The organism is Ruegeria sp. AB9, from assembly GCF_056542585.1.
This window is the reverse complement of record NZ_JBQGAA010000005.1, coordinates 97,120-114,875: the sequence shown is the minus strand read 5'-3', so window position 1 is coordinate 114,875 and position 17,756 is coordinate 97,120. Positions and strand designations below refer to the sequence as shown.

Here is a 17,756-nt window from a genome sequence, read left to right as displayed (position 1 = left end):
CGGCAAAATGGGGCACGTTCCGCGGGCCAGGAGCGTGAAACGCTAGAGCCGAAATCAGTCTTCATTTGATGAGCAGGCCAGGATTCGAAGGTGTGTGTTTCAGCGGCACGCAATACTTTGAAGAAAGTGCCTGCCACTCAGCTTTTTTCAAACAAACCGGATTCTCTGCGACGTGTTTTTGGGGTGCTGGCGTCAATCATCGCGGACTTTTCACAAGGCGTGGCAAAAACTTGCCATCAGGCGGGCCTGTCATGGCGGATGATCAAAGCCGTCGATTTCTCTTGGGGCCGTGGGCACATGAGCTTCGCCGGTGCGGGCGAAAGACAAAGCCAAGCCAGCCTGCAAAGCTCTACGCGTTTCGTTGGTACGACCGATGATTGACATACATGCGGGCTGGTGGACCCAATTTCTTTGTTAGGGTAGGGTTGGCAGAGTGTTACAGGGCCTTCCCCGTGTGCTATCATGCTTGATCAGAATTTTTTTGTGTGCTGCCTGAGCAAATCGATACATGAACGGAAGTGTATTTGACTTAAACTAAAAGCGAGCCCTTCGGCCCGACGCCAATAGAATAGAAAGAAGTATTTTTTGAAGTAATTTCGACCGGGGAAACAAGATGGCTGGCATCAAAACGTGGTTAGAAAGCATATCGCTTGAAAAGTACTACGATGCGTTTGCCGCGAACTCGATTGATCTGGATATAGTTGCCACCCTAACTGAAAACGATCTGATCGAGCTTGGTCTGAATCTAGGGGATCGCAAACGCATGATGCTTGCGATTGAGGACTTGCATGCTCATCAGTACGCAAACGCGGGTAATGAACTCGAGAGATCGGCAAAGCCAGACGTTCTCCGGGCGATACGGTCTGGGGTTTCGGATCATGTTCCCGAGCGTCGTTATCTGACGCTTATCTTTATTGATCTGGTCGGTTCGACACGGTTGTCGAACCAGCTTGATCTGGAAGAATACCGCGCAGTTCTTCACGATTATCAGGCTTTGTGTTTTGAGGTAATTCGTCGGCATCAGGGCCACATCGCTCAGTTCATCGGAGATGGCGTTGTCGCCTATTTCGGGTACCCCGCAGTCGAAGAGAATGACGCTGAACGAGCTGTTGCTGCAGGTCTGGAGATCTGTGAGTCGATTGAAAAGATCAGGCACGGAGATGGGCAGACCATAGGGGTCCGCGTTGGGGTTTCTTCCGGCGAAGCCGTTGTTGACGGACACTCGACATTAGGCGGATTAGTGTTTGGCGAAGTGCCCAACATGGCGGCGCGGGTTCAAGAGTTGGCAGACCCCGGAACCGTTGCTATCAGCGAATATACCAAACTGCTGATTGGCAGTAATTTCCAGTGCGAGTGGAAAGGTAGACAGGAACTTAAGGGCTTTGAAAACCCCGTCGGCATATGGAGGGTCCTGAGTTCCGAAGAGCCAATGCTACGTTTTCAGGCCCGTTCCGGAATTGCGGGCTCACCTTTCGTCAACCGAGTTGATGAAATAGAGACCATCAAGAAATACTGGCGCGCTGCGAGACGTGGCAACGGGCAAGCCGTGATGGTGTCTGGCGAGGCCGGAATCGGAAAATCACGCCTTGTTGAAACAGCGACACATGGTTTCGAGGCACGTCGTTGTCTGCGTCTAAGCTTTCAGTGTTCTCCAAACCATGAACGTAGCGCACATTTCCCCGTAGTAAGCTGTATTAGCCACATGGCCGATTTCCGCCGGTCTGACAGCGTTAATCAGAAACTCAATAAGCTGAGGCGATTGCTCTCTGAGTGGTCGGAGGTTACGGAAAAAAATCTTCCGTTCTTTGCAAATGCCATGTCACTTCCGATGGCTGCTGAGGAAGAATTGCCCAAGCTGCCATCCGACCGTCTGAAGGCGCAGTTCCAGGAAGCCCTGGTGCAATCCGTGGCGGCCCTGGCTCGGCATCGCCCGGTTCTGTTACTGTTTGAGGATCTGCATTGGGTTGATCCTTCGACAGAAGAAGTAATCGAACTGCTGATTGAACGGCTCAGATCAATGTCAGTTCTGATCATATGCACGTTTCGACCGACCTATCGCCCGCCCTGGACAGGCAAAAGCGGTGTGGCTTCGCTGGAGATTTCACGGCTAGACCGGGATCACGTGCATCAAATGCTGGACGAGTTGCTGCAGTCCGAAGAAGTCACACAGGAGATAAAGGACCAGATCGCGACCAAAACAGATGGTGTGCCGCTGTTTACCGAGGAAATGGCGCGGATGATCGAGAACCGTTTCACCGACCCAGGTGGCCATACGGTTTATCAGAACGAACTGGCTCTGCCGTCCACTCTCAAGGAACTGTTCTGGGCTATGATCGACAAGCTAAATTCAGCCCGCGAGATTGTTCCGATCTGCGCCGCAATAGACCGCAACATCTTGCCTTCGATGGTCAGCGCAGTGAGCAATCAATCGACGGAAGCCACCATCGGCATGTTGGACGAGTTGGTCGAGGCGCAGATACTGGTACGGCGTGGCCTAAGTTCTGAGGGGACCTATTCGTTTCGTCACGCATTAATACGGGATGCCGCCTATGACTTGATGTTGCCAAGCCGTACACGAGCAGTGCACAGTCGCATTGCAGATGTGATGGCAGCGTCTTTCAGCGATCTGGTCAGGCAAAACCCCGAGTTGTTGGCACAGCACTACGCCCGGGCAGACATGCCTGAAGAGGCCCGAGACGCCTGGCGACAGGCTGCACTTATCTCGAGTGATCGTTTTGCGAACAAAGAGACAATACACCACCTCAAAGAAGCCCTGTTCGAGAACGGAAGAATCGAACCTAGCTCCGAACGCGATCAGGTCGAGATTTCTTTGCGCAAGATGTTGAATGTTGCTCTAAGTACCCGGGCTTTTGGATCGAAAGAAGTTTTGGAAAACCTGGACCGGTTTCGCCATCTGCTCGACCGTTCGGCCGCCAGTTCTTCAGATGCCTTTCTTGCGGTACACGTGCAGTTTGGCGCACAGCTGACGCTGGGCGACCCTTTAGGTGCTTTGGCTCTTTGCGATTATCTGGAAGAGGTTGCCCAACGGGTCTGCAACCCGACGATGGAAGCCCTAGCGGCGCATAATATCGGTATGAGCAACTTCATGCTCGGCAATCTGGAGGAAGCAATTGCAGCATTTGATCGCGCGGTAGCACTGCGAGAGAAAGCCACGCCAGACGATTTGCTGAATTATCACGAGGCCGACATATACCTCGTCGATCGCGCAATGAGATGCTGGGCCAAGGCGTTGCAAGCCGGGGAAAGTGATGAGTTCCGGTCAGAAATAACGGAACTGGCTGCCCGTATCAAAAGTGAGCCCCACGATTTCACTCGGTGCTATGGGCTCAATATTCTGGCCACTGCCTATCAGATACTGGGTGACACAGAAGCTTTGTTGGACCTTGTCGACAGTGCAATTGAGATTAGCAAGGAAAGAGAATTCCGCTATTGGGATGCCTGGGGCAGTATCTTGCGTGGATGGGCGCGAGCATCGAATGGCCGTTACGCCGATGGCATCGCAGAGATCAGTGCGGGTATAGAGGATTACCTCAAAACAGGGTCGACCCAAATTGTGCTTTACGCTCAGACTTTGCTTGCCGACGCTCACTTAATGGCAGGTGAAATATCCGAAGGCATGAAGGTCATCAAACATGTCAGATCAGGCGAGAAATCCTGGAGCGTGCGTTATCAATTGCCATTCACGGATCAGGTCGAAGCGGCTTTAAGTTCCGCTCAGGCAGAAGGCAGAATGAGTTGAATTGCGAGCTCTATCTTCATGGGTTTTCTCAATAACAAAGTGTCTTGATTGTACTTGTGGTAAAAACACCTGCTTGCCACAGATACGGGTGTTACCCCGCTCAATGTTTGCAAAAAAGGCGAAAATGGATAATGTGGGCGTCATTGTTTCGAATTTTATATCAAAATCCTGGGGAAAATCATGTTCAGAAAGAAGGCTTTAGGCGTCTCGATTTTTAGCGCTGTGATGGCGCTTTCACTTCACAGCCAACTACTAGCACAGGAAATTGTGTCTCAAGGCGGAAGCAGCGACGAAGATGGCAAGATATTCAGTTTTCACTATCACCCAGTTCCAGAGATCGAAGGAAAAACCTATCCAGGAAACTTGTTGCTTTCCGAGTCACCGGACCTCGTGAAACTGGACCCGGCCGAGCTTTTCAACGAGTACGGGGATTCCACCAGAGTTCTGGAAGCTCCCGGAATGCCTGAACTGATCGAGCAATCGCTGGAAGGTGGTTTTGCCGCGTCCTTTTCTGACATGGTTCTGACAGAGCTTGCGGTGATGCAGAAGAACTGTGTCGTCAACGGTGCGCCGGTAAAAAATGCGATAATCACGCCGAAAGAAAGTGTTTTACGCATTCACACCAACCCGATTCGAACCAATGCCATTCTGAACATTTACTCGTGGAAAACGCTTACATGCGGTGAAGACGGGAACATCATATCCATCCCCTTGAAGCGTCGCTGGGTTATCTCTATCGGATCGGGTCTGGAACAGGGTGTGATCGACAAGACAATTGGTGGTGTCCAGATGACCTACAAGATGTTTGCCCAGGGCAAGTCGATCAAATTGATGGCCTACTATTCCAATCTCACTCTGCACGGCAAGAGATGGGAAAATGACATGAGGCTGATCTCAGGGTTCGACCAGTTCGGAAATGTTGACCCCAGAAACAAGTACTACACGCCGAAGGCAGCAAGTTGCCTTGATATCGATTTCAAGAATAAGCCTCCAAATGATGTTGATATCTGGTCGGTCGCGCCCAGCGACATGAGGTTCTGCGCGCGCGGTTGCGTTCCCGGAGACGTGAGCGCGACTAAGTGATGCGTTACAGCGGATCAAGCGCTGTGAATGGCCTGTTCTAGGCAGGAACGTGGCGAGATGATTGAAAAATTCTCGCCACGCGTAGTCCCTTTGGGGCCTCGACAACAAGGTCTTATGTCCAGCAGGGCTCGCAGGTACTCCCCTGCGCCGCTGATCCACGCGCTTACATGGATGCCGAGTTTTTATTCACTCGAGTGTTCTCGAATTATATTTTGAAACAACGTTTATCCGCCTGACCTAACATATTGGAAAGGGAGGCATCTGGCGCGCGATCCTTTTTCCATCAAACACATGCGCAGCATCGAACTGTTGCAAAACCGCTTCTGACTGGGTTGGGCGAAACACGAAGTGGGTGGGGACGTCAGCACCATTGGGAGGACAGAGTCCGTGCTGATTGGAGGAGGCGTTATAAAACGGGCTTTTGCTCAGCCCGTTCGGAAAAACCGGCGTTGCCATCCACTTACCACCATATGTGAACGCAATACGCTTCCGGATCAAACGTACCCGGCGCAGTAGGCCGGACAGTTGCGGGTGGCCGGGCAAACCGTGGGCGCATGTCTTCAAAACCGGTGTTACTATAAAAAACGCGGGTTGAATCGCCGCGTTCAGATTCTGATCGAAGTCGGAGGGTTTTACGAGAACCGATCCAAGCGTCACGTCGTTTGCTGGCCCGTCCGCCGGTATTCCCAGAACCGTGGAACTGCCTCCGGTATTGATGATCTGCCGTTGTTCCGGCTCAAGACATTCGGCAAACTCTTTCAGCCGCGCCATCGCGCGGGCTTGCGCTGGCGCGCCACCACCCAGAAAACCGGGCAGGGCATTCACATGTGCCTCATATCCCATCAGGCCACAGAGGACCAAAGGTGCACAGCCGTCGTCAGCCAGGCATGTTGTCAGTTCCTCAGGCGTTTCAAACCCACCGCGTCCAAGCCCTATATTGACCTCGAAAGCGATTTTTAGCGAAACACCTGCCTCGGTGGCCATTGCGCGATAAGAAGCCAACGTACGCGCGCTATCGATCAACCAGGTCACGCGGCCGGCATCGGGGCAGGTTTTCAGAAATTGAGCGGCCGCCGCCACTGGCATCGGTTTGCCCATAAGAGCCTCAGCCGTGGGAAACTGCGCCAAAACGTGCGCTGTCAAGGGCAGGTGAAACGACATGATCTGGTTGGTGCCCAACGCTCGTAATCCACATTCAAGAAGGTCCGGCACTGGTAGAGATTTATCAGCAAGCCGTACTGAGCACGACGGCGGTAAAGCTGTTTTCAGGTGTTCCAGATTGGCGTTCAGCCGTGTCTGGTCCAACACAAGAACCGGACGGTGCAACCCCGCAGCTTTGACTGCCTCGATCAGTGTTTCATAATAGCCGCTCATAGCCCCAGCAACTGAGCCATGTACGGGGTCACAAACCGGTTTTCCGGGTCCAATTCCCGCCGCGTTTCAATCGCCAAATCCCATTCGGGGTACAAGAAACGCAACCGCGCTGCGGTAAGCGAATGCATTTTACCCCAGTGTGGGCGGCCTTCGTACCTGTGAAAGACCGTTTCGACCGCCTTTAGCAATGTGTCAAATGGCTGTCCCGCTTCGTGGTGGACGGCAATCGACATGGTATCGCGTCGATAAAACGGACTGAGACACAAATCGTCGGCACCGACGGTTCGTACTTCCATTGGAAAGTACACATGCGGAAAGCTCTTTTCGATCAGATCCACAACTTCGCGTAACGCCGTTGGCCCATACTCCAAAGGCAAATGATATTCCGTTTCGTTAAATCGAATTCCGTCGCGGTCGGTTGGGAACGCTAGGTGCCAATCCTCGATGAAATGCTCGCGAGTATGCGATTTGATCACCCGCCCCAGCACCGCACGGCGGATCGCCGGAGACCACCCCAAAAACTTCCCGGCAAGACGGAGTTGCGCAAGCCCCTCCTGATCGCGATCCGGCGGTCTGGCGATGGGGGCTTCTTTGCTGGCTGCGCTTTCCATTACCAGCGCCTGTCCCGACCCCGTAATATAATAGAACTCGACGTTCCGGCTGGCATTCATGCGGGCACTGACATCGTCAAGCATGTCGTTCAGCGAAATTGCATAGCGTTTTCGGTCAAGACGGTAGGGGGTCGTAGTATTCATCACCGCCTCGGTCACGATACCGCCTGTGCCGATTCCAACGGCCATGGCACGAAACAGATCCGTTTCGCCGTCACGCGACAGAACCCGCTTTTCGCCGCGCCCGTCGATCAGGGTCAGCCCGGACAGCATTGAAGAATAACATCCGAAACTCAGGCCCGTTCCATGGGTGGCCGTGGCCAGAGCGCCCCCAAGCGTCTGGTCATTGATATCGCCCATGTTGAAGAACGCCTGTCCCAGAGTGTGCAATTTCGAAGAAATCTCTCCAAGCCGTCCGCCGCCGCCAAGCCGGGCATGCCCGGATCCGGCTGGTTCAACATGATCGAACCCGTCCAGCGATACCAGCGTACCGCCCTCAACTGCAGCGATCGGCGAGAACGAATGACCCGCCCCGACCGCGCGGAGCGTGCCGGTTGATCCCTTTAACAGGGCGCTCAATTCATCCTCGGTCTTGACGCCAACATGGCATGCCGGTTGGGCGATGGCGCTTCCGGACCAGTTCGACCATTGTTTCATGCTATTCCTCCCTGTGACTCTGAAAAGAGTGGCACACATTGTTCAAACAGTTTCGGGATCGAGCTGGCCAAGTCAAAAGATACGCTACGGAAAGCGTGCCCGGGTAATCGACTCAGCTAACATTCTCGGAAGGTCAGACGTCGCCCTCTCTGTAGGTTTCGTCCCTCAGCCAACTCAAAAAGACTTCGCGGGCGGGCGTCAATGCGTGAGGCGAAGGTGGGAAAAGGTAATAGCCTTCGACCAGTTGCGCTGCGGTGTTGAAAGGCCGGACCAGTTGCCCTTTTTCTATCAGGCCGGACACAAGTGTATCGTGGGCCATGGTTATCCCGGCATTGTTCAGCGCAGCATTAACCGAAATAACGTATGTCGACGTCAGGTTGACTTGCCCTGACCGGGTAAATTCCCCTCCGCTTGCCTGACACCATGCGTCCCACGTACCGGTGGTGCCCGCGCAGTCGAACAGGACCGCAGTCTTCAGATCCACGTCGCCGTTTTGATATTCTGGTGCGCATACAGGAAAAAAACTGTCTTGGGTCAGTCGTTCCGCCGTCTCGGGCATTTCGTCGGGCCGTCCAAACCGGATTTCCATCGCAGCCTGAGAGGCATGTCTTTCAGGATCCCAGATCGGAGTAACAATATCGAGAACCAGCCAGGGATGTTGTGCATAGAGCCGATGCAGGCGAGGTGTGAGCCAAAAGACAGAGAAGGCCATATTACATTGCAATCTGACGATCTCACCGCCAGACGATCCAGTGAACGCGCGCGTGCCGCTGGCGATGAGGGCAAAGGCCTCTCGTATGCTGGGCAAGTAGTTTGCGCCATCCTCGGTCAACTCTAACACCCTGGCTTTGCGAATAAACAAATCCCTGCCCAAAAATGCTTCGAGATTTCGAACGTGTTGGCTGACCGCCGATTGCGTCAGACTAAGTTCATTTGCTGCTCGGGTGAAATTCAGGTGGCGGGCGCTGGATTCAAAAGCACGCAGCCATGTCAGCGGGGGTAAGCCCGACGAGAAATCGATCATTTACAACTGCTCCATTAATTTTTCTAATAGCTTAGCCAAAGATTCATCATTTGTCATCGAAGCTGATCCTAGGTCATCTCTCATTGAACTCAGGAGGAGATGACAAATGCTGCAAACACTGCATTCCGACACCCTGACACGCTTGAGGATTCCCGAGCACCGGGCCCCACCGCATGGGACCTGCATGGTTCGATCCGGCGCCGTTGCCCGCATCACAGATGCCTGATGAATTTGCATTCGACCCATTCCCTAGTTCTGACTCGTCTGACTGACGGCAACTTGCCGCCGACACTCTTAACCGCCTCTACACATTCAAACGCGCTGCAATGCATTGGTCCATTGGGCGTTCTGTTGGACGAGATCGCAAAGAAAACCGCACGGGAACTGGGGGCCATCCAGATCAGACCCAACGCCATTCGACCGAGTTGAAGGCCCTTCTTGACCACGACAACAACGACTATGCGAGCTGAAATCATGCCAGACTACGTCCCCACGAACGCTGCTTCTTCCGGTGTCAAGCTGGACAAGAAAACGCTGAAATCCATTGCCTCCCGATCTGATCGCCCGGGCGTGATCTACCTGGCCAAATGGGCGGTGACCCTTGGCCTGACCAGCGCTCTGGTCTGGCTGAACCTGGGTACAATCTGGATGTGGCCCGCGATGTTCGTCCATGGCGTGGTGCTGACGGTGCCCGCCTATTCCTTCAGCCATGAAGCGGCGCATGGCACGGCATTTCGCACCCGTTGGCTGAACGAAGCCGTTCTCTGGGTGACTTCCCTGTTGTATATGGAAGAGCCTCTGCACCGGCGTTACACCCACACCAATCACCACACGCACACCTGGCATGTCGGCAAGGACAGCCAGATGCCCTTTGACACGCCGATGGGTTTTGGTGGTTGGCTGACCGAGGTCACCGGTTTTGGGTTGCTGCGCTTTCACATGCAGGTGTTCTGGCATCTGGCCGTTGGTCACTACACCGAGACCATGAAGATGGTGACACCCGAAAACGAGTTCGCGAAAATGACCCGCAACGCTCGGATCATGCTTGCGATTTACGCGCTTATCGCGATTGCGCCCTTTTTGGGCGTGTGGTGGCCATTGTGGTTCATCGTGGTTCCGCGTGTTCTTGGTGCGCCCGTGATGCTCTTGTTCACACTGATCCAGCATGTCGAGTTACAAGAAAATTCTCCATCGATTCTGGAGAGCACCCGTTCGTTTCGTGGGCATTGGTTGGCGAATTTTCTCTACATGAATATGAATAACCATGTCGAACACCACCTCTATCCGCAGGTGCCGTTTCACGCCTTGCCCGATCTTGCCAAAGCGGTGCGGGATCAGGTGCCCGATCCTGATCCCGGTTTTCTGCGCACCAACTGGGAAGTTCTTGTCATCACGTTGCGCCGCACTTTGGGATTTTCGACCAAAGCGTCCTCGATCCGGCAGGCGCCCCACATGATTACCAGCGGCGGACCTGTTGAGAGAATTGCTGAAAGGACAATGTAATATGAAACGCATTTATGATTTCAGCCGCAATCCGGCGGTGCGCAACTACACGGTTGCCGATCTCAAGGCGCTCAAGGGCTCGGGCAAGAAATTGTCGATGGCCAACCCAGCCGACAACGACCAGATCCGCGCCTGCGTCGAAGCCGGGATCGACTTGTTCGTCGTCGGGTCCAATCAGATAAAAGATGTCCGGGCACTCGCCCCGACGCACTTCACTGGAGTCGGCTCGACCTGGGCGCAATTCGGGTCAGATGACGAGATTGTTGCCGATGCCTTTGACGCGATGCGGCGCGGGGCAGACATGTATTACACCTTGCGGTCCTTTGACGTGATGGAACGTATGGCGCGCGAGGGCATTCCGGTACAAAGCCATATCGGACTGATCCCAACCTTCAGCCATCACTGCGGCGGCCTTCGTGCCTTTGGTCGCAAAGCGGATGAAGCGATGGAGATCTGGATGACGCTCAAGCGGATGGAAGATGCCGGCGTCTTTGCGGTCGAGGCAGAATGCATTGCCGAAGAGGTACTTGAGGCAGTGAACGACAAAACCTCGGTCGTCACATTCTCGCTGGGGTCGGGCATGGCAGGGGATGCGATATTCTCTTTTCTGGCCGATATCTGCGGTGAAGCCAGTGAAGAAGAAAAGCCGCCGAAACACGCTTATGCCTTTGGTCAAGTCGGTCGGTTGCACAAGCAGATCCACGATGAACGCGTTGCAGCCTTGGGTGCGTACCATCGCGAGGTAACAGCAGGCAGATTCCCCTATCCGCAGACCAATATTCAAATGCATATGGGTGAGAAGGAAAAGTTTCTCGAAGCTCTCGATAAGTGGACACCCGCACATCAATGAACGCTGCCGCTGCCCATCAACAGGCTTTTGTTGCCAAGCACCAATCGCTGACGCTTGAACAGGCCGCATGGATTACACCGCTGACGCAGGCCATTGATGCAATCATACTGGTTGAGCTGCCGTGGACCCGTTATGCATTCGTTGTTTTCAATTGCGGGGATAAACGGCCTGACCGCCGGCTGCAGGCCCCGGTTAGGCGGGCTGACCTGTGGCAGAAAAAGGCGTTTTCATGCGAGATCCGCGCCGATAATCCAGCTTTCCACCTTTCACCCGGAACTAAACGGCGGACAACTGGAACCAGAAATGGTGATTTGCATCGAGCGTCAAATTGGCGGCGTCGAGGGTATCAAATCCGAAAACATGGCGACGGTCACGGAAGACGGGTCAAGCATCCTGTCGTGACTTCCCTTTGAAAAAGAACTGATGACAACAGAGGTCTAGACACATGAGCAACTGGATACAGGCGTGCACCACGGATGACATCGACGAAGAAGACCTGATCCGTTGGGATTACGGCGGACAGACATATGCGCTTTACAACACTGAAAAAGGATTTTTTGCCACAGACGGGCATTGCACCCATGAAGAGCAACATCTGGAGGATGGTCTGGTCATCGATTGCGTGATCGAATGCCCGCTGCACGGAGGGCGCTTCGACATCTGCACCGGCAAGGCTCTGTCGGCACCTTGCACCGAAGATCTGAAAACGTATCCGGTCAAGATCGAAGACGGTCAGATATTCGTGCAATTGGGCTGACATAGCTGACCCGCCGCGAACGCATCGTTTGGTTCTAAATGCCGGAAGAAGTTCCGCGAACTGACGAGGATCGAAACCCGCACAAGAACAAAACGGATATTCTGAAGCGGCTGGATAAATGTGGTTCAAACAATGACATGCACAGTGAATTCAGCTCAGATATCACGGAAATCACCGTCGGCGCCTATACAGAGCTATCTAAGATGCACACCGTTGCGGTGCAGACAGCAATACCATTTGAATGAGCGCGACCTGATCGTCCTTTGACTGGCCACGATATGCGGCCCGCGAAGAACTCCAATTTGCAGAGCTATGTTGCAGAGGTAAGCAAATCACTCGCCTTTTCTCCGATCATGATTGCGGGGGCGTTTGTGTTACCGCTGACAATTTCGGGCATGATCGAACAATCGGCGACCCGTAGATTTCCGATGCCGTGAACCTTTAGTGCAGGATCGACAACTGCGGTTTCATTCGTTCCCATCGCGCACGTCCCAGTCGGATGGTAGATCGAAACAGAATTCGACCTGACCCAATCAAGGGTGCCGACGTAATCGTCGCTGGAGAGTTGGGATGTCGGGCGGAACTCTTCAGATATCTTCGATGCCAGCGGATCGTGTTGGGCGATTTTGCGCGCAATATTCACGCCGTCGACGATGGTTCCGCAATCCGTCTCAGTCGACAGGTAGTTTGGAATGATCTTTACATGCTCGGACGGGTCCGGCCCGTTCAGATGCAGTTCGCCCCTGCTTTCCGGCCGCAACTGGCATACTGACATGGTGAAGGCGGAAAACGGGTGTACGCCTTCGCCGGGGCTGTCGGCGGACCACGGTTGTACGTGAAACTGAATGTCGGGCGTTTCAACGTTGGGGCGTGTTTTCATGAATCCAGTTGCAAGGCTAGCGGCCATAGTCATCGGGCCTGCGCGGAACAAAGCGTATTTGAGGGCAATGCGGGCCTGATTGAACAGGCTGCGTACTTCGTCATTCAACGTGGGCTCATTGCACTTGAAAACAAGGCGGGCTTGCAGATGGTCCTGCAGTCTTTTGCCAACCTTGGGTAAGGAATGTACCGGTTCGATTCCGTTTTTCTTCAGGTGATCAGGGTCGCCGATACCGGACAGCATCAAGATCTGAGGAGAGTTTATTGCGCCGCCAGACAAGATGATTTCGCGCCGTACTTTCAGGGTTTTCTCGTTGCCTGCGCGATCCCGATACACAAGTCCGGTCGCCTGTTTGCCCTCCAACGTTATGCGCGTCACCAGTGCGTTCGTGATGATATTCAGGTTTTGCCTGTTTCGAATCGGTTTCAGATAGGCCACGGCTGCGCTACATCTGCGACCGTTGCGGGTGGTCAGCTGAAAGTACCCGACGCCTTCCTGATTTGCGCCGTTATAATCCGGATTGAACGGGTATCCGGCGGCTTGTGCAGCCGCGACCCACGCATCGCAGATCGGGCGCTGAATGCGCATGTTCGACACCGATAGCGGTCCGCCGACTCCGTGATATGGGTCCTCGCCGCGTTCCTGATCTTCGCTGCGTTTGAACAGGGGAAGGACATCTTCCCAGCCCCAACCGATATTCCCCATTTGGCGCCAGCGGTCATAATCTTCCTTTTGGCCGCGCACATACAGCAACCCGTTCAGTGAGGATGAACCACCCAGCACTTTACCGCGCGGCCAATCTATCGAGCGCCCGTTTAGGCCTGGATCAGGTTCGGTCCGATAACACCAGTCCACCGAAGGGTTATGCATGGTTTTGAAATAGCCAACGGGGATGTGAATCCATGGGTTGGTATCGCGGCCACCTGCCTCCACCAAAGCGACGGTCGTGTTGGGGTCGGCGCTCAGCCGATTGGCAATGACACAGCCCGAAGACCCCGCGCCAACAACCGCATAATCCACTTCCATGTCTGCCTCCTTCCAACGTTGTTGAAAAAAACTCTATGCAAGATGCAAGAAATATACTAGCATTTTTTGATACAAAACGTCTCAATAATTGCGAACAGGGAGGTAAGCAATGGAGATTGGTCGGAAACTGAGTGGTATTTCGCGGCGGGATTTTTTCCGGGTGGCAGGTCGTTACGGCATGAGCTCGACCCTTCTTGCAGCAGGAGGATTCGGGGGGGCGATGAGCCTGGCCAATCTGGCGCAAGCGGCGGAATCGACATATGAAAAACGCTTCTCAAAAGAACCGAAGCATACGTTGAAATTCGGTGCTTCGGGCTTCAACACCCGCAACCTTCTGATTGAACGCGCCGGTGCCATCGAATTTGCCCGTGACCTGGAAGAGCGTACGGATGGCGAGATTCGGATCGAATTCATTGGCGACAACCAGATTTGTGGCCAACTTAGCTGTGTTGAGAAAACGCAGCAGGGAATCGTCGATATCTATGCGGCCTCAACCCAGAATTCGGCCGGTGGCGCGCCCTATTTGAACGTTCTGGACTATGCCTACATGTTCCCGAGCCGCGCTGCGCAGTATCACTTCTTCTACAGCCCAGCGAGCCAGCGTATCCTGCGTGAGCCGCTGGAAAAACGGCACGGGCTGAAGTTCCTGTTCACGCACTGCGAACTGCGCGGGTTGCAAATGGGTTCGACGTTTGCTGACAAGCCAACCGTGACCAAGCTGGAAGAGTTGTTCGGCACCAAGAACCGCGTGACGGGCACGCAGCTGGGTCGGATCGCAATGCAGCTGTTGAATCTGAACCCCGTACCGGTGGCATGGGAAGAAACGCTGGATGCGCTCAAGACCGGTCTGATCGATGGCGCGGAAACCTGGGCCTCGGCGGTGGCATATGCCAATATGGCACCTGTGGTCTCGCAATCCGTGAACCTGAAGTTCTTCTGCGGTACCGAACATACCTCGATGTCTGCCAAGGTCTTCGACGGGCTGGGCGGTGATCTGCAGGACGCTGTTATGGAGTCGTCTTACTTCACTCAAGCCCTGATCCAGGGCGCGAACGAGGCGGCGTTGTTAAACACAGTTGGCTTCTCGGATCCGCAACTGCCGAATACTATTTTCGCAGAAAATGGTGTTCGCCCGGCCTTTCTGGCGGATGACCAGATCAAACTGGCCGAAGAAATGTGCGCCCCGAACTACAACCCCGAGCCGTGGGCGCAGTGGCGTGAACGGCTGAACAAATGGGCCGGTGGCATCGATACCTACCAGGAAATCTACGATATCGCGCGCGAGATCCCGGCGGATACTCTGCCGGAAAATGTCGAACCGCGCCGTTGGTGGAAGGGCGAAGCCTGATTAAGCTGCCAGAACCGGCCCGTTTGGGCCGGTTCAATTAAACACCGACTGGGAGGACGGGGTTCATGTCACTATGGGCAGACATTGGCGCTATTTTCAGCGCTTTTCTCAGCCAAGATTCGTTTGAGATTCAATCAGCTTTGGAATCCGATGCTGCGTGGATCGTCGGCGCGGTCGTTGCAGCGCTTGGGGGTCTGTTGGTCATGCTGATCTACCGCAAGGTGCCGTTCATTGAACGTCATTTTGAACGCTCGGTTATGGTGTACTCTTACTTGGCCATAGCGCTGATCATTTTCTGGGGCGTGATCGACCGGTTTGTCTTTAATGATCAGGAACCTTGGTCTACAACTATCCCTCCGCTTTTGTTCATGGTGATGGCATGGTTTGGTGCCTCGTATAATGTGCGTCTGCGCACCCATCTGAGTTTCAGTGAATTCCGTACCGCCATGCCCCGCGGCGGGCAGCTGGCCTGCCTGTTTCTGGACGCGGTGCTTTGGTTCATTTTCGCGGTAATTGTCATCGTGACCACCACGCGACTGGTGGCGCTTTCGGCATCAAACTTTCAAATCGTTCTGGGCACGGACAATATCATGCAGTGGTGGTTCCTGCTGGCAGCACCATTGTCGTTCTTTTTGATGGTCGGGCGCGTGTTTCAGAACCTCGCCGATGACTTGCACAACTGGAAAACAGGCGAGCCGCTGATCAAGCAGGCCGTAATCGGGGCAGACTGATGACAGACGGAACACTTGTTACGCTGATCTCGCTGGGGGTCACCTTTCTATTCATGCTGGGTGTGCCGGTGCTGCTGGTCATCGGCTACTGGGTCATTGGCTGTTCGTTTGTCCTTGGGCTGACACTGGACAATATGGGGGCCGAGCTGCTGAACGTCTTTAACAAGGGCTTTGCCCTGTTGGCCATGCCGCTATTCATCCTGACCGGGGACCTGATCAACAAGTCCGGCATCGCGCGAAGGCTCAGCGATTTTGCCTATGCCTGTCTGGGCTGGATACGCGGCGGGCTCGCTATGGCATCGCTGGGTGCATGCGGGCTGTTCGCGGCGATTTCGGGGTCGAACTCAGCAACAACTGCGACCATCGGGTCAATGTTGCACCCCGAGATGGTGAAGGGCGGCTATGACGAACGGTTCAGTGCTGCGACCGCTGCTGCAGGCGGAACTGTCGGCATCATCATTCCTCCGTCGATCATCTTCATCGTCTATGGGTTCCTGATGAATCTACCGATTTCCGAACTGTTTGTGGCTGGCATTCTGCCCGGTGCGTTGATGGTCATCGGGATGCAACTGGCGTGCTGGATCATCTGCCGCATGAATGGCTGGGGCTATCTGATCCCTCTGCAATTGAACCGAGTGCTCAAGACCGCCTTTGGTGCCTGGCTCGGCTTCTTCGCCATCGGACTTGTGCTCTGGGGCATTTACACTGGCAAGTTCTCCCCGACAGAGGCCGCGGGTGTGACTGTGGGCTTTTGTGTCATCGCGGGGCTGGTCAGCTACCCTATCAACCGCATCATGGGAGCTCGGAACGATATACCGCCAAGCGAGAAAAGTTTTGCCGAGATGTTCGTGGTCGAAGGTTTCACAATCCCCGAAATCCCGTCAATCGTTATCAGGTCTGCTCAGATTACTGGTATCCTTGCGCCGTTGATCGCCATTTCGGTGGTGATGCAACAAATCCTGTCGCTTCTTGGCGCGCAGGAAACAATCGGAAGCTTCGTGACCTCCATGGGCGGGTACCATGCGGTTCTGTTCACATCGATGGTGATCGTCTTCTTCTCTGGCATGGTGCTGGAAAGCCTTCCGGTCACGATTATCCTTGCTCCAATCCTGGCGCCGATAGCGGCCTCGGTTGGAGTCGATCCGATCCATTTCTCGGTTATATTCCTTGTCGGGGCGTCCATCGGGTTTATCACACCACCATATGGACTTAACCTGTATGTAGCTTCGGGTGTGACCGGTGTGCCGTACTTCCGGTTGCTGCGCTATACGGTGCCTTACTTAGTAGCTCTGCTGTCAGTCTGGATATTGGTGTCGCTGGTCCCCGAACTGGCCTTGATCCTTCTGCCAAATAACTAGAATGTTAAGGAATGGCCGAGACGGATACAAAAGACAGAGAAACCCAGATACCCACCAACCTGCGCCTGTTGCTGATCCTTGAAGAGGTGGCGCGGCGCGGGGTGGCGGTCAAACCATCGGACCTGATCGACGCATTGGGTTTGGCCAAACCCACCATCCACCGTTTGCTGCAAACGGCAGAGGCCGAAGGTTTCCTGCAACGTGATCTTGACGGACGCTCTTATGGCCCGGGCAGGCGATTGCGGCTGTTGTCCGTAAACACTATGTCCGCCGAACATCTGCGGACCGCGCGTCTTGCCATCCTGCGCAGTGTTGCCGACGAAGTGGGCGAAACATGCAATCTGGCCATCCCGGATCGAGAGGGCATGATTTATCTGGACCGCGTGGAAACCAAATGGCCATTGCGGATTCAATTGCCAATTGGAACCCAGGTGCCGTTCCACTGCACGGCCAGTGGCAAGATGTACTTGTCTACCTTGCGCCCAAAAACGCTGAACGGGTTCTTGTCGGCTGGAAAACTAAAAAAGCAGACAAGCCGTTCTTTGACTGAACCGAAGGCTCTGCTGAGCGAAATAAAGATCACGGCAGAGAGGGGGTTTTCCACCGATGACGAAGAATTCATGGCGGGCATGGCGGCGATTGCCGTGCCAGTACGGGACGGGCAGGGCCGACTTGTCGCCACGCTCTCTGTTCATGCCCCGACGCAACGGCATGACGTTGGCAGCCTGATATCCTTTCTCGAAACCTTGCGTCGAGGTGCCAAAAAACTCTCGCATCTGTTGGCCGAGTGATTT

At 54.3% G+C, this 17,756-nt stretch carries 16 protein-coding genes; 12 read left to right on the top strand and 4 right to left on the bottom strand.

Features of this window, described 5'->3' with window-relative positions:
- Window positions 1-613 precede the first annotated feature (613 nt).
- Together ACR0K5_RS13350 and ACR0K5_RS13345 are read left to right on the top strand one after the other, a co-directional pair.
- Window positions 614-3,760, top strand: a complete 3,147-nt coding sequence (locus ACR0K5_RS13350; RefSeq protein WP_480630141.1) for an adenylate/guanylate cyclase domain-containing protein — start codon at window positions 614-616, stop codon at window positions 3,758-3,760.
- 180 nt (window positions 3,761-3,940) lie between these two features.
- Window positions 3,941-4,843: a hypothetical protein gene (locus tag ACR0K5_RS13345; RefSeq protein ID WP_480630140.1), complete on the top strand. Its 903-nt coding sequence runs from the start codon at window positions 3,941-3,943 to the stop codon at window positions 4,841-4,843.
- A 237-nt stretch (window positions 4,844-5,080) separates the two neighbouring features.
- Here ACR0K5_RS13345 and ACR0K5_RS13340 read toward each other — a convergent pair whose 3' ends face one another.
- From ACR0K5_RS13340 to ACR0K5_RS13330, 3 genes are all read right to left on the bottom strand, one after another.
- Window positions 5,081-6,217 carry an alanine racemase gene (locus ACR0K5_RS13340; protein WP_480630139.1) on the bottom strand — a complete coding sequence of 379 codons (1,137 nt, stop codon included), beginning with the start codon at window positions 6,215-6,217 and terminating at the stop codon, window positions 5,081-5,083.
- Window positions 6,214-7,485, bottom strand: a complete 1,272-nt coding sequence (locus tag ACR0K5_RS13335) for a D-arabinono-1,4-lactone oxidase (protein WP_480630138.1) — start codon at window positions 7,483-7,485, stop codon at window positions 6,214-6,216. The genes ACR0K5_RS13340 and ACR0K5_RS13335 overlap by 4 nt, the downstream gene beginning before the upstream one ends.
- A gap of 133 nt (window positions 7,486-7,618) precedes the next feature.
- Window positions 7,619-8,509: a LysR family transcriptional regulator gene (locus ACR0K5_RS13330; protein ID WP_480630137.1), complete on the bottom strand. Its 891-nt coding sequence runs from the start codon at window positions 8,507-8,509 to the stop codon at window positions 7,619-7,621.
- 99 nt (window positions 8,510-8,608) lie between these two features.
- On the opposite strand from ACR0K5_RS13330, the gene ACR0K5_RS13325 reads away from it, so the two are divergent.
- The 6 genes from ACR0K5_RS13325 to ACR0K5_RS13300 all read left to right on the top strand — a co-directional run bounded on the left by ACR0K5_RS13325 (window position 8,609) and on the right by ACR0K5_RS13300 (window position 11,864).
- Complete coding sequence (locus ACR0K5_RS13325; protein WP_480630136.1) at window positions 8,609-8,938, top strand: class II aldolase/adducin family protein; 330 nt, start codon at window positions 8,609-8,611, stop codon at window positions 8,936-8,938.
- Between the two features lie 45 nt (window positions 8,939-8,983).
- Window positions 8,984-10,012 carry a fatty acid desaturase gene (locus ACR0K5_RS13320; protein ID WP_480630135.1) on the top strand — a complete coding sequence of 343 codons (1,029 nt, stop codon included), beginning with the start codon at window positions 8,984-8,986 and terminating at the stop codon, window positions 10,010-10,012.
- A gap of 1 nt (window position 10,013) precedes the next feature.
- The gene (locus tag ACR0K5_RS13315) at window positions 10,014-10,862 is read left to right on the top strand and encodes a 3-methyl-2-oxobutanoate hydroxymethyltransferase (RefSeq protein ID WP_480630134.1); all 849 of its coding nucleotides are present in this window, start codon (window positions 10,014-10,016) and stop codon (window positions 10,860-10,862) included.
- A gap of 132 nt (window positions 10,863-10,994) precedes the next feature.
- A complete protein-coding gene (locus ACR0K5_RS13310) occupies window positions 10,995-11,264 on the top strand; it encodes a hypothetical protein (RefSeq protein ID WP_480630133.1) in 270 nt (89 codons plus the stop codon).
- Between the two features lie 43 nt (window positions 11,265-11,307).
- Entirely contained in the window at window positions 11,308-11,619 is a 312-nt protein-coding gene (locus ACR0K5_RS13305) for a non-heme iron oxygenase ferredoxin subunit (protein WP_480630132.1), read from the top strand.
- 38 nt (window positions 11,620-11,657) lie between these two features.
- Window positions 11,658-11,864, top strand: coding sequence for a hypothetical protein (locus tag ACR0K5_RS13300; RefSeq protein ID WP_480630131.1), 207 nt, complete (start codon window positions 11,658-11,660; stop codon window positions 11,862-11,864).
- 65 nt (window positions 11,865-11,929) lie between these two features.
- Here the strand turns inward: ACR0K5_RS13300 and ACR0K5_RS13295 are convergent, their stop codons facing one another.
- Window positions 11,930-13,525 carry a GMC family oxidoreductase gene (locus tag ACR0K5_RS13295; protein WP_480630130.1) on the bottom strand — a complete coding sequence of 532 codons (1,596 nt, stop codon included), beginning with the start codon at window positions 13,523-13,525 and terminating at the stop codon, window positions 11,930-11,932.
- Between the two features lie 109 nt (window positions 13,526-13,634).
- Here ACR0K5_RS13295 and ACR0K5_RS13290 point away from each other — a divergent pair, with 109 nt between their 5' ends.
- From ACR0K5_RS13290 to ACR0K5_RS13275, 4 genes are all read left to right on the top strand, one after another.
- On the top strand, window positions 13,635-14,873 hold the full coding sequence (locus tag ACR0K5_RS13290; protein WP_480630129.1) for a TRAP transporter substrate-binding protein: 1,239 nt from the start codon (window positions 13,635-13,637) through the stop codon (window positions 14,871-14,873).
- A 65-nt stretch (window positions 14,874-14,938) separates the two neighbouring features.
- Window positions 14,939-15,604, top strand: coding sequence for a TRAP transporter small permease (locus ACR0K5_RS13285; RefSeq protein ID WP_480630128.1), 666 nt, complete (start codon window positions 14,939-14,941; stop codon window positions 15,602-15,604).
- On the top strand, window positions 15,604-16,962 hold the full coding sequence (locus ACR0K5_RS13280; protein ID WP_480630127.1) for a TRAP transporter large permease: 1,359 nt from the start codon (window positions 15,604-15,606) through the stop codon (window positions 16,960-16,962). Before ACR0K5_RS13285 ends, ACR0K5_RS13280 begins: the two co-directional genes overlap by 1 nt.
- 11 nt (window positions 16,963-16,973) lie before the next feature.
- Window positions 16,974-17,753, top strand: a complete 780-nt coding sequence (locus ACR0K5_RS13275; protein ID WP_480630126.1) for an IclR family transcriptional regulator — start codon at window positions 16,974-16,976, stop codon at window positions 17,751-17,753.
- Window positions 17,754-17,756 lie beyond the last annotated feature (3 nt).